Raw genomic sequence first — 12,766 nt, forward strand, 5'->3', positions numbered from 1 at the left:
TTCCCCACGCTGCCCTAGGCGGCTTCGGATGCGATCAGCGACAGGAGATCGGCCACGAGGCTGCGGTACCGGACGGCAGTGACCGCCGGCGCGGAGATGCGCACTCGCCGCGTTCCGATCCGCAAGCGAGGCCTCATGGAGGAATACTGACGCCATGTCCGATTTCGCCTCCTCCGCCGCCTCGCGCCTGGCCCCATTTCGCGTACTCACGGTGTGTACCGCCAATCTGTATCGGTCCCCCATCGCCGAGTGCCTCCTGAGACAGCGGCTGGACGCACTGCGGGAGACGATCCATGTGAGCAGCGCAGGCACGGAGGCCGTACCGGGCACACCGATGGCGGCCACGGCTGCATCCCTGGTCGTCGGGTGGGGCGCGGACCCGTCCGGGATGGTCACGCGCCGATTGACGACCAGGCTGGTCGAGAGGGCGGATCTGGTGCTCGGTGCCGCGACGGAGCATCGTGAGGCGGCCGTACGGCTCTGCCCCGTGCGGGCATTGTCCCGAGCCTTCAGCCTGCGCGAGTTCGCCCGGTTGGTGAGGGCCGAGGACGCTGCGGGTGTGGTGCACCCGGCCGCCCGGTTCGCCGCGCTCGTGGAGGGTGCGGCGACTCGACGCGGTGCGGCCGGGACAGACGTGGCTGATGACGACGTGTCCGATCCTCTCGGAGCGAGTCCCGCGAAGGCCCGGGAATGCGTGACACGGATCGAAGAGTCGGTGGAACGGATCGCCGTCGCGTTGCGGGCGCCCTGAGGCGTCCGACCCGAGTTATGAGACCTGTCAGACACCGCACACCGGACAGGGCTGACGCAAGCCCGAAGCGGCGTGCCTCGCTCTGCCTGGAGTATGAGGCTGGTAGCCGATGCTGCGTGGCCGCGACGGTGACCCAGATGGCCGCCTCTACTTCTCGAGTACCAGCGTGATCGACGATGCGTAACGGAGCGTGCAAAAGGCGATCCAGTCGATTACAGCCCGCCTGGAGCGGCTGTAGGTGTCGGAGCCCCTGCGCCCGAGCACAGAAGCGAGCTTCTGCTGGTACAGCTCCTGCGTGTACCGGTACGAAAGCCTCAGCTCCGCGCGCTTTGCCTCCTTGACGAACTCCTGGAAATGCCGGTACGTCGTACCCAGGTGCAAATAGGTCGAGATGCGTTCGGCGGTTTCTGTGATATCCCCGGTCCTGTTGTTCCCCACCCCCAACCGCCTCCACATGCGGGCCATTGCCGCGCGTTGCTCGTGTCCGTGGACTCGGTGAATCAACGGCATGAGCACATGGCCGTCGCACAGCGCGTTGCGCATGGGGAATACGTGCATCGAGCACCCGCCGGGGCTGAGCACGCGGCCGAGCTGTGCCAGGAACGGGGAAAGGCGGACGACGTGCTCCAAGACTTGGTTGGACACCACGATGTCGAAGCTGCTGTCCGGGTACGGCCAGGCGTCATGCTGGGAGACGGACCGGATGCGCTCGTGCCACGGCACACCCGGCATCAAGCCTTCCAACTGATCCACAGTCGAGTCCGGAAAGCCCGAACGATCGGATAATGTGTCAACAACGTCGAATCCGTGCACCTCAACGGCGATTTCGGGGTTGAGCTCGGTCAGCCCGGCCTGAAGAAAAGCGACGAGGTGTCCCTCGCCGCAGCCCACGTCCAGCACCCGGACGCTTTTCCGGCCATCTCTACCGGCTAGTTCGGTATTCACCGCGGCCAGCAAGTGTTGATGTGTGAGGCTTTTCGGCTCGAGGGGGATACTCATAATCGCGCACTGTACACATGCATTTACCAACAATGTGCCCCTGGCCGAGGTGTCTGCACAGAATTGACCTCATCGAGTGAGACAAGTCCGGGCGCGATGGACACGCACGGTGGACCAGGTGTCTGAACCAGGGCTCGAGGCCCGGAACTGTGCGGGACTTTGCTGGTGAGCCCGGCAGAGCCGTTACCCGCTCGACAACCGGATGCCCGAACCGCGCCGGGTCGGAGGCCCCGTTACCGCCTGGTTCTCCCTGCTCGCGCTGTACCTGGTCGACCGTTCTCGAGCGACTCGACCACCCCGACGAGACGGAAGGGGTCACCTGCACCACCTCCGGGAACTGGTGAACCCGGCGGCCGGCGGGGCCCCGGCGCAGCCGCAGCGACACACGAAAGCCCAACCCGCAGTCACGCGGGAGAAAAAGGGCGGACCAGCAACCCGCCCATGCACTCACGGCCGCTGACGAATCGAGGATAGCTTCCCAAACTCCAGAGAGTTGGGTGACGAAGGCGTAATTTTCCTGCCCCGGGAATGTGCGAGGAGACAGCCCAGGCAAATCCAGAAGGGAACGGTCACAGTCAGGTTTTCCAGGGTGTTTGCGAACAACAGCCCCACTGAGTAGGCCACTCCCAGCGAGTGGAGAATCAGTTGGTCACCAGCGTATCGTCGACCGAGACCGAGCCAGAGCAGGGCCATGAAGAGTGCGAGTGCGCCGATTCCGGCCTCAGCCGCCAATCGTAGGTAGTCGTTATGTGTGTTGATGTAGACGCCCAGGGCGGACGGGGAGTGGGCATAGCCGGGGAACGCTCCGTACCCGATGCCTCGGAGCGGGTAGTCGAGCGCCACGCGAATGGCAAGCATGGCAGCCTGCTTCCGCACCTCGCTGTTCGCTGTCAGTTCGCTTGACGTCCGGTTTCCCGTCAGGTCACCTTCCACAGCGTCGAGTGATCCCGGGAGAACCATGAGCACGCCGATGATCGTCAGCGCGATGACCACCTTTTGCCACAGCGGACGTCCGACGAGGAGAACGCAGGCCAGCCCAGCTGCGGCCATCAGAAGGGCCCCGCGCGACAGAGTCTGCAGGATCGCGCCGGCGCACGGCAGCGCCGCCAGCAACCACACCCAGGAGCGGTTGAAGCGCGCCAGACCGACTGCCGCAACCAGCGCGAGTGCCAGCACTGCTCCCAAGTAGTTGGGGTTCAACCCCAGGCCCGTCAAGCGGTCGTTGACGTATTCGCCCCGCATAAGGAGGTATCCGGCGACACCAGCGCCGGAGCCGGCGATGAGATACGCGACGGTCCGAGAGCCAGGAGGTGCGATGGCGGAAGCCGCGAGCAAGCCGAGTCCCAAAAGGAAGGAGGCGAGTCCGCTCCACGAGCGATCCGCTTGCAGCATCAGCTGGGGCAGCAGGAAACTCGCGGTCACCGCGATGGCGGTGAGCAGAATCAGAGCAAGGTGGGCGCGCGGTTGGAAGCCTCTGAGCGCAACGCGGAACAGAACGATGACGACTCCTACAGTGACCAGTACCGGCAATGCCGGGCCGTCGGAGTCGACAACGGCGGCTACGGGGGCGATCACAAGGAGCATTGACAGCGCCAGCTCTGGACGCGGCATGACCAACATGGCCAGGCACACCACAACACCGACGGCGAGGGTCGGCGTGCCGTGGTGCAGCACTGTGTACGTCGCCGCTGGCACGCCGATCACAAGGCATCCCCAGGCGATGACGGTGGTAGTGAGAGGCCTTCGCCCGGCCACCAGACTGCCCATCATTCACTTCTTTTTCGGAGTCATGGAGAACCCGCGAGACACGTTGGACGATCCTTTGTCACATCGGCAGCCGCACTGCTCGAAAGTGCCACTGGGAAGGCGGTCTAGCCCTTGCGTGCGAGCACGACCCGAGTATGAAAGCCCCGGTACAGCGACTCGACCGCGGGCCATGAGATTACAGGAGCGAGAAGTCCGGATACTCGACTGACCTGCCGCGTCGCCATGACAAATTCACGCTCTACGAACTCGACTCGCGAAAAGTTACGACCGAAAGCCTGTGAAATCTCCCTTTTTGTCGGGTAGTTGATGCCGCACCTACTGTATTCGACATTCCGCGCTGAGGTTTCGGCAGCGTTGAGACACCGCTGGTAGGAGTTACGGATACCGAGCTTCGCCCACAGTGAAATGAGCGCGGGCTGCTGGAACCGCCCGCCGAAGGGCGTGAAGATGTGCGGTTCCACCGGCCGCCAGCGAGCAGGGAAGACGTGCAACGTCCAGGCGCCGGGTTTAAGAACCCTAGCGATTTCACTGATCGGCTTGTCGTAGCTCATCACGTGTTCGAGAACGGAGGTCGAGTAGCAGAAGTCGAAGGATTCGGAGGGGAATGGGAAGTTTCCTCCCGCGTCAGACAAGTGCAGGTTCCCCCTGTCGTCCGCCGGTAGGTCTCCCCACGCTGCGACCAATTGGTCCACGGGCCTGTCCACTCCCATCACCTCGTAGCCCGCGGCAGCGAACTCGCGGACATGTCGGCCCGAGCCACATCCGAAGTCCAACACGCGGTCACCCCGACCAAGCCCACCACGGCCAGCCAGGATGGCTTGGCATGTCGAAGTCATTGACTGATTGCCAAGCGTTTGAGGGGCGTCGATCGCCATTTCAGCTCCCACGTGCAGCCATCGGTCAAGTGCGGCGACCATAACCCGATCTTCGGGACCGCTTGCGACGTTGACGCCGCTGGGCCGAAGAGGTCGCCGGATCAGAGCACACGGTGATGCTCCCTATTGGCAGTGGTTGCCGGTGCGAGCGAGGGTCGGCGGAATGTCCGTGTCTATGTGATATGTCTCAGGCTTTGATGGTCGGCCCGAGGAGAAGGTGAGCCGGGAAGCCGGCGGACTGTCACCTGGCCATGCGTCATGTTGGGAGCTGTCTATGTGCGGTGTAGCCGGAATCGTGTCCACCAGCCCTCCCAGCCCTGAACTGGTGCGGGAGATGTGCCGCCTCATCACCCATCGAGGGCCCGACGGGGAGGGCTACCACACCGACGCCAACGCGGCCCTGGGGATGCGCCGGCTCGCCATCATCGACGTGGCCGGCGGCGACCAGCCCGTCTACAACGAGGACGGCACCATCGCCGCAGTCTTCAACGGTGAGATCTACAACTTCATGGAGCTGCGGGACCGGTTGGTCGCGCGCGGGCACCGCTTTGCCACCGTCAGCGACACCGAGGTGCTCGTCCACCTGTACGAGGAACACGGCGATGACCTGGTTGAGCATCTGCGAGGCATGTTCGCGCTCGCGATCTGGGACGCGTCGCGACGCAGGCTGCTGCTCGCACGGGACCGAGTGGGCAAGAAGCCGCTGTTCTACCGGCAGGCCGGGGCCTCGCTGACATTCGCGTCGGAATTGAAGGCTCTCGTGGCCGATCCGTCGGTGCCTCGAGACCTGGATCCGGTGGCCCTTCATCACTATCTGACCTTCCAGTACGTCCCCGCACCGTGGTCGATCTATCGCGGCATTCACAAGCTGCCTCCCGGGCACCTTCTCGTGTGGGAACAGGGCGACGTGCGGCTGCGGCGTTACTGGAAGCTGGACTTCACCCCGCGGCCGGCGCACGACGAGCGTGAGGCAGAGGAGCGGGTCCGGCAGTTGCTGCTGGATGCCACACGGGTCCGCATGGTCAGTGAGCGTCCGCTGGGGGCGTTTCTGTCCGGCGGCATCGACTCATCCGCGGTGGTGGCCGCCATGGCGCGGCTCAGCAGCGAGCCCGTGAAGACGTTCTGCATCGGATTCGACGACCGGCGTTTCGACGAGCGGTCCTACGCGGCGTCTGTGGCCCGGCGTTATGGAACTGATCACTACGAGGCCGTCGTGACCGGGTCGGCTGCGCGCGAAGTGCTGGCGACCGTGACCCGGCATTTCGATGAACCATTCGCCGACTCTTCGGCCATCCCCTCGTTCTTCGTGGCCGAACTGAGCCGTCGGCACGTGATGGTAGCGCTCAACGGCGACGGCGGAGACGAATGCTTCGGTGGGTACCGTCGCTATGCGTTCATGGAGAAAATGGGACGAATGCAACCCCCCACCCGGCTGCGTGGTTCACTGACACGCGTCGGTTCCACACTGGAGGAGCGAGCGGCCTTCCGGTCCCGGCTGAGTACAGCCGGTCGGGTGCTGCGGCTTCTGGGCGAAACACCACAGCGCCGATACGCGAGCCTGATGTCCCTCTTCACCAGCGGGGAGAAGGTGGCGCTGTATACTGAGGCGCTGCGTGAGCAGGTGGCCGGTGTCGACAGCTACGCGCTCATCGACCAGGCCCACACCAACTCCTGTGCCGTCGACGCGGTCAGCCGGTTCATGGACGTCGACGTCAACACTTATCTGCCGGGGGACTTGCTCGCCAAGGTCGACATCACCACCATGGCTCACTCGCTCGAAGCCCGCTCCCCATTCCTGGACCACCATCTGATGGAGTGGGCCGTCGGCCTTCCTGGCCGGTGGAAGGTCGACGGCCAGGTGACCAAGGCGCTGTTGAAGAAGGCGATGGGGCCATGGCTGCCACCCGAGCTGCTCAGTCGGCCGAAGGCCGGTTTCGGGGTGCCTCTGGCCGACTGGCTGCGCGGAGAACTGCGACCGCTGGCCTTCGATCTGCTGACCGACGACACCGCGCGCTCGCGCGGCCTCTTCCGGCCGGAGGAGGTGCGGCGGTTGCTGCACAGTCACCTCGACGGGCGCGACCACTCCAGTCGGCTTTGGGCGCTGCTGCAGTTTGAGCTGTGGCACCGCACCTGCGCGGACGGGCCGCACGTCACGGACGCCGCCGTACCCGCGGGCGTCCCTGGATGCCGTGGCTGACAGAGCGCGGCAAGCGCTTGGCATGGTGGGAAGCCAGGCGGCGTGTCTCGTGCTGGCTGCTCTCGCGAGCGTCGTCATTGCCCGTTCGCTGCAACCCGTCGGTCGGGGTGTTTACTCCACGGCGGTCACCGTCGCCACCACATCCATCATTGTTGGGCACTTGTCCGTGGAACAGGCGCAGAGCGCGCTGTGGACGGACCCCGAGCGACGGAAGTCACTCGCGGGCAACAGCGTTCCTCTCGGACTCGTGCTCGGAACGTTGAGCGGACTTGCCGGCACAGCATGCGTGGCCGCGCTGGGCGCGGATGTGCTCCATCTGCCGGGACTGTCGATCGTGGCCGTGGCCTGCCTGGGCGTGCCGTTGGGTGTCGCAGTCAACTACGCCAACAACGTTGTGCTCCTACGGGGCCGTTCGCATGTGGTGAACCGGGCGCTGCTGGCCCGTTCACTCATTCAATGCGTGATGTTGCTGGTGCTGGCTTCCACAGTTGGTTTGACACCCATGTTGGCCATCGCTGCCTGGATCGCCTCGGAAGCGGTTCAGTTACTCGTATTCACCACCATGGGCGGTACGGTGATTCGCCGCCCGAACCTGAGTCTCGTACTCACGACCGTGGTCACCGGCGCCCGGTACCACCTCGGTCCCGCGTCGGTCTTCCTCCTGCTGTACGCGGACGTCTTTCTTCTCGGGGCATTCACCGACGCGGAGGAAGTGGGCATCTATACACTGGCGGTCACCCTGGCCGGGTACAGCCGTCTTTTGTCCGATGTCCTCTCGCAGCTCATGCTGAACCGCCAGTTCGCATTCAGCGCCGCCGAATCCGCTGACGTCACCGTCCGGATTACCCGGATCGCTGTCCTCTTGGCTCTCGCATCTTCTCTGGTCCTGGCACTGAGTGCACCGGTGCTGGTCAGTTCCGTGTACGGCGAGGCGTATGCCGGTGCGGCACCGCTCGTGGCGCTGCTGGCTCCGGGCGTGATGGCTCTGGGAGCGAGCAGGTTGCCGAGCGCCTACCTGCTGCGCCTGCGCCGTGCGCGACTGGTCGTCGTCCCGGCTGTGATCGCCCTCACGGTCAACATCGCGCTGAACCTACTGCTGATTCCCTTGTGGGGAGCCGCGGGCTCTGCGGTCGCCTCCTCGCTGGCATACACGTTGCTGGCTGCTCTCCAGACGGGACTGTTTGCCAGGGAGGCCGGTGTTGCGGTGCGGGTTCTCCTCCCCACGACCGCAGACGCGCTCGCGCTCTTTGCGGCAGTGCGACGCTGTCTGCCACATAAGCAAGCCGTGCCATCACCGCCGCCTGGATAGCCGACTCGCTCTGGTGGCCGTGGCTTCTGCGGTGTGTCACTCGGACGACGGCCCATCACCCGGACGACGGCGCGTCGCGTTTGATACGAGAACAAGAAAGGTTGAGAGGCTGGAGAAGAAGAGCACGCTCTGTCGTGCCCTAACTACTGGTTGGATGGTGGTATCGGTGGCTGGGAACCGCGACGCACGGGCAGTGCCGATCGCCCGGACTGCCGTGGGCGATGAGGAAGTGTCGCGGGTCTGCCTGATGATCGGTCAGCTGGGACTGGGCGGTGCGGAGAAGCAGGTTGTGATGCTCGCTCGTAGCCTGGCTGCGCGAGGTATTGAGACCACGCTGCTGGTGCTGTCCGAAAGACGAGGACCGCGTGAGGCAGAACTGGCAGATTCCGGCGTGTTGATCGTCAGCCTGGGATGCCGGGGGATCCGGCCATGGTCCGATCTCAGAGGTCTCGTGAGGAACATCGCGGTCGGCGGGCGGGCGTTCGTCCGACTCATGACCCACCTGCGACGCACACGGCCTCAGGTCTTCCACGCCTACTTGTTCCACTGCTACATCCTCGGAGCTCCCGCGGCCCGCTTGGCACGGGTTCCGGTGTACGTTGCCGGGCGACGCAGCCTGGGCACCTTCAAGGAAGGACGTCGCATGCTGATGGCCGTGGAACGGGTCGCAACCAGCATGACCGACTTCGTCGTGGCCAACGCGCATGCCGTCGCCGAGGATGCCCGACGCCAGGAAGGCCTGCCGCGAGACAAGATCGCTGTTATTCACAATGGGATGGATGAGGGGGACTTCCAGCCGGCCACTCCGGCTGTCCTGAGCACAGAGTTGCCCGTCGTGTTGTGCGTGGCCAATTTCCGCGCCTACAAGGGGCATCGTTACCTGCTGGACGCCGTCGGCCGACTGCAGCAACGCGGGCTGCCCTGCACCCTTGTGCTGATTGGTGAGGGTCCCCTACGTCCCGATCTGCAGCGACAGGCCGATCTCCTGGTCATCGACGTGCGCTTTCTGGGCCACCGCCGGGATGTGGCGGCCTTCCTCACCCGGGCAGACGTCGTCGTATTGCCCTCCCTCCAAGAAGGCTTGAGCAACGCGGTCATGGAGGCCATGGCGGTGGGCCGACCCGTGGTGGCCACCGATGTGGGGGGAACGGCCGAGCTGTTGCGCGGTCGCGGTCTGCTGGTTCCCCCGGCCGACACCGAAGCGCTGGCGCAGGGCCTGCATCAGATGCTCACCGACCGTGCCGCCGCAGCCCTGCTGGGGAACGCTGCCCGGGAGTGGGCTCTTGAACACCTGAGCGTGAACACCATGGTGGAACGGCACATCGGTCTGTACCGGAAGCTGCTGCAACGCCGATCCGCCGGTTGAGTGCGGGCGACGGCCGGGCCAGCATCGCTGCGAGGGCGCGGCCAAAACGGCCGCGCCCTCGTCGTCCCTGATGTGGTCGGCGCCGAGCGGTCCAGGCAGCCCCGATACGGGTTTTGCAGGCCGCCCAGTTCGTGAGGTCGGTCAGACCACCGCTGTCGCGTCGCGAGCCGCGGGGGCGGGCCCAGCGGTGCCCCGGTCGGCGAGCGAGGCGAAAACGTACTCGTTGCAGCCCAAGCCCCCTCCGCACGTCTTGAGATGACGCAGTTCGAGCCCGTGGCGCCGACCCACGCGGAACACCTCTTCCGGAGCGGCGACTTCGAAGGGATAGCCACCGACCCAGTCGATGAGGTCGTAACGGGCGGACATGCCGCGAGCACGTCGGTCCTGGCCGGCAGGACGCTTACCGGTCTTGGCCAGCTTCAACAAGGCGATCGCGCGCGAGGGAGCAGTCAGATAGACCCTGCTGCCGGCGACCAGCAGGCCCCGCGCCACCGGGCCGGAGGAGTTGTAGGTGCGCTTGACTCGCCTCCACATGCGGCTGCGTCGCCCCTGGTCGTTGTAGATCGACACATACAGCAACCCGCCGGGGGCAACCAGCTGGCAGGCGGTGTCCAGCGCTTCCCACAACGCGCCCGTGTGGTGCAGCACTCCCCAGGAGTAGACGATGTCGAACTGTCCGAGGCGGGAGATCAGGGAGGAATCCAGCACCGACCCCTGCTCCACGCGCCAGTCGCTGTCGGGCGCGTACCGGTCGCGCAGTCGCCCGGTGGTCGCCACCGCGTCGGGATCGTAGTCGAAGGAATGCACCTTCGCGCCCAGTTGGAGCGCCGCCAGCGAGAACAGCCCGCTGCCGCAGCCGATGTCCAAGAATGTGCGCCCTTCAAGGTCGCTCGTTCCCAAGGCCACCACGAGGGACTCCCGAGCCGCAGCGATACGACCATCGTCGACCAACCGGCTGAATTCCTGCCAGTTGCGGCCGAAGGCGAAACGTCTGCCTTGTTCTACCTCACTGGTGCAGTCGATCACCTCATGGCCTCCTTCCTCCTGAGAGCATTCACTGCGGACGCCCGCAGCACCTCGTGCTCAACGCCACATGAACATGCGTACTGACGCGGTATATCAGACGCCGGCCGAGAAGGGCGTCGACTCTGCGGTATGGGATACGAAAATCGACCGAATACCGGCCCTCGGCGATCCTTCCCGGCCTCTTGAGGGTTTTTCCGAGCTTGCTGGCCAAATCAGCGGAAGCATACTTCGAGCCCTTGACAGATACTGGGGAGCGCTCCGCTTAATATTTGGCACATGTCGACCACCACGCACCGAACCGCGAGTTCCGGCATTCTTCGCCTGCGCGTGATGAGGGTCATCACGAGAATGAATATCGGTGGTCCGGCTGTCCAGATCTCGGCGCTCATGCGGGGGCTGGACACCGAGCGATTCGACCATCGCCTGATCACCGGATGTGTGGGACCCGGTGAAGCGGACTATCTGCATCAGCGGGCACCAGACCTGCCGGTTCATCGGCTCAACTGGCTGGGGCGGGCCGTGCGGCCCTCGGACGATGTGCGCTGCGTTTTCGAACTGGCGGCAGCCATACGTCGATTCCGGCCCCACATCGTCCACACGCACACGGCGAAGGCGGGCGCACTCGGGCGGGCGGCGGCCGTACTGGCGCGTGTTCCGTCAAAGGTGCACACCTTTCACGGCCATCTCCTGCACGGGTATTTCTCCCCGGCAAAGGCCCGAGTCGTGGTGCAGACCGAGCGCAGGCTGGCGGCCGTCACCGATCGGCTGGTGGCCGTGGGCAGCCAAGTGCGGGACGACCTCGTCGCCGCAGGCGTCGGAAAGGCCGCGCAGTACGCCGTCGTACCGCCCGGCACCAGGCTCGCGGCGGCGCCCGAGCGCTCGGAAGCCCGGCGCTCGCTCGGACTTCCGCCGGACTGCCCCGTGGTGGCCTATGTAGGTCGCGTTACCCAAATCAAGCGGCCCGACCGCTTTCTCGCCGTGGCCCGCGAGGCGCGCCGTGCCGTACCTGCGGCACATTTCGTGGTGTGCGGGGAGGGCGACCTGCGGCCGGATCCGGAGGCGGTCACCGACCTCGGTGACTCGCTCCATCTGTTGGGCTGGCGCGCGGACGTGGAGACCGTGTACGCGGCGGCCGACATAGTGCTGCTGACCTCCGACAACGAAGGCATGCCGGTCAGCCTGATCGAGGCAGGAATGGCGGGGCTGCCGGTGGTGGCCGCCAACGTGGGCAGCGTCTCCGAGGTCGTGAGCGACGGAAAGACGGGACTCCTGGCGGGAGCTTCGTCCGCGGAACTCGCTCGGCACACGGTGCGCCTGCTCTGTGACGAGCGCCTGCGCCAGGAGATGGGCGCACGGGCCCGTACGTGGACCGCCCTGCGCTTCGGCGAGGAACGTCTGACGGCTGACACGGAAGCGCTGTACACCTCCATCGCCGTCGCCCGGGGCTGGTGGCCCGCATCCCTATCCGAAAGGTGAGCACTGTTGAACGTTCTTGTGACCGGAGGCGCCGGGTTCATCGGGGCCAACCTGTGCCGGGAGTTCGCCTCGCGTCCGTCCGTGGGAAAGGTCATCGCGCTGGACGATCTGAGCACGGGGTCCGCGGCCAACCTGGCGGGAGTCGACGCCGAACTGGTCGAGGGCAGCATCCTCGACCCCGATCTTCTCGACAGCCTGGTGACCGGGGTGGACGCCGTCGTCCACCTCGCGGCCCGCCCGTCCGTGCCACGCTCGCTGGCTGACCCTGTCGCCACTCATCACGTCAACGCGACCGGGACGGTGAACGTCCTGGAGGCATGTCGGCGCGCACACCTCCCGGTGGTCGCCGCCTCGTCATCCTCGGTCTATGGAGCCATCCCCGCGCTTCCGAAACACGAGGATCTGCCGACCCGACCGCTGAGCCCGTACGCCGCGAGCAAGCTCGCCACCGAGGCCTATGTCCTTTCCTACGGTGCCTCGTTCGACCTCCCGGTTCTGGCGTTCCGGTTCTTCAATGTCTACGGACCGTTGCAGTCGGCCGGCCACGTCTATGCCGCCGTGATCCCGGCCTTCATCGATGCCATGCTGCTAGGCGCGCCCGTGAGGATCCACGGCGACGGACTGCAGACGAGGGACTTCACGTATGTCGGAACGGTCGTCAAGGTGCTGGCCGACGCGGTCCTGCGCAAGGTCACCTGTCCTGGCCCGGTGAACCTGGCCTTCGGTACGCGGGTGCCCGTCATCGACCTCGCCCGGCAGCTCGCGGACATCGTCGGATCACCGGCCGACATCCGGCACGAGGGGGCGAGGGCGGGAGACGTTCGCCACTCGCAGGCCGCGGACGGTCTTGTGCGCGGTCTGTTCCCCGACGTCATCCAAGTGCCGCTGGCGCGCGGACTGGCCGAGACGGTGCGCTGGTTCCGCACCATGCCCGAGTACGCAGCGCTGCCGTCGGCCGGGTCCCTCCCGGTGGAAGTGGGCTGACGAGAAGCCCGAGGGG

General features: G+C 65.7%; 10 protein-coding genes. 6 read left to right on the forward strand and 4 right to left on the reverse strand.

Annotated features, from left to right (window positions below):
* The first annotated feature begins 154 nt into the window (after positions 1 to 154).
* The gene (locus ABD357_RS09910; RefSeq protein ID WP_344389069.1) at positions 155 to 751 is read left to right on the forward strand and encodes an arsenate reductase/protein-tyrosine-phosphatase family protein; all 597 of its coding nucleotides are present in this window, start codon (positions 155 to 157) and stop codon (positions 749 to 751) included.
* 147 nt (positions 752 to 898) lie between these two features.
* Here the strand turns inward: ABD357_RS09910 and ABD357_RS09915 are convergent, their stop codons facing one another.
* From ABD357_RS09915 to ABD357_RS09925, 3 genes are all read right to left on the reverse strand, one after another.
* Positions 899 to 1,750 (reverse strand): class I SAM-dependent methyltransferase, encoded by an 852-nt coding sequence (locus tag ABD357_RS09915; RefSeq protein WP_344389071.1) that lies wholly within the window; start codon positions 1,748 to 1,750, stop codon positions 899 to 901.
* A 447-nt stretch (positions 1,751 to 2,197) separates the two neighbouring features.
* Positions 2,198 to 3,517 carry an O-antigen ligase family protein gene (locus ABD357_RS09920; RefSeq protein ID WP_344389072.1) on the reverse strand — a complete coding sequence of 440 codons (1,320 nt, stop codon included), beginning with the start codon at positions 3,515 to 3,517 and terminating at the stop codon, positions 2,198 to 2,200.
* A gap of 104 nt (positions 3,518 to 3,621) precedes the next feature.
* Positions 3,622 to 4,392: a class I SAM-dependent methyltransferase gene (locus ABD357_RS09925; RefSeq protein WP_344389073.1), complete on the reverse strand. Its 771-nt coding sequence runs from the start codon at positions 4,390 to 4,392 to the stop codon at positions 3,622 to 3,624.
* A 274-nt stretch (positions 4,393 to 4,666) separates the two neighbouring features.
* Here ABD357_RS09925 and asnB point away from each other — a divergent pair, with 274 nt between their 5' ends.
* The 3 genes from asnB (at position 4,667) to ABD357_RS09940 (ending at position 9,264) form a co-directional block, all read left to right on the forward strand.
* Positions 4,667 to 6,589 (forward strand): asparagine synthase (glutamine-hydrolyzing), encoded by a 1,923-nt coding sequence (gene asnB, locus ABD357_RS09930; RefSeq protein ID WP_344389074.1) that lies wholly within the window; start codon positions 4,667 to 4,669, stop codon positions 6,587 to 6,589.
* Positions 6,582 to 7,898 carry a lipopolysaccharide biosynthesis protein gene (locus ABD357_RS09935; protein WP_344389076.1) on the forward strand — a complete coding sequence of 439 codons (1,317 nt, stop codon included), beginning with the start codon at positions 6,582 to 6,584 and terminating at the stop codon, positions 7,896 to 7,898. The genes asnB and ABD357_RS09935 overlap by 8 nt, the downstream gene beginning before the upstream one ends.
* Positions 7,899 to 8,091: 193 nt before the next feature.
* Positions 8,092 to 9,264: a glycosyltransferase gene (locus ABD357_RS09940; protein WP_344389077.1), complete on the forward strand. Its 1,173-nt coding sequence runs from the start codon at positions 8,092 to 8,094 to the stop codon at positions 9,262 to 9,264.
* A 141-nt stretch (positions 9,265 to 9,405) separates the two neighbouring features.
* On the opposite strand, the gene ABD357_RS09945 is transcribed toward ABD357_RS09940, so the two are convergent.
* A complete protein-coding gene (locus ABD357_RS09945) occupies positions 9,406 to 10,290 on the reverse strand; it encodes a class I SAM-dependent methyltransferase (RefSeq protein WP_344389079.1) in 885 nt (294 codons plus the stop codon).
* A 276-nt stretch (positions 10,291 to 10,566) separates the two neighbouring features.
* Between ABD357_RS09945 and ABD357_RS09950 the strand changes: the two genes are divergently transcribed.
* Together ABD357_RS09950 and ABD357_RS09955 are read left to right on the forward strand one after the other, a co-directional pair.
* A complete protein-coding gene (locus ABD357_RS09950; RefSeq protein ID WP_344389081.1) occupies positions 10,567 to 11,766 on the forward strand; it encodes a glycosyltransferase in 1,200 nt (399 codons plus the stop codon).
* Between the two features lie 6 nt (positions 11,767 to 11,772).
* On the forward strand, positions 11,773 to 12,750 hold the full coding sequence (locus ABD357_RS09955; RefSeq protein ID WP_344389083.1) for an NAD-dependent epimerase/dehydratase family protein: 978 nt from the start codon (positions 11,773 to 11,775) through the stop codon (positions 12,748 to 12,750).
* The last annotated feature ends 16 nt before the right edge of the window (positions 12,751 to 12,766 follow it).

It is taken from the genome of Streptomyces vastus (assembly GCF_039532825.1).
Classification (GTDB): Bacteria; Actinomycetota; Actinomycetes; order Streptomycetales; family Streptomycetaceae; genus Streptomyces; species Streptomyces vastus.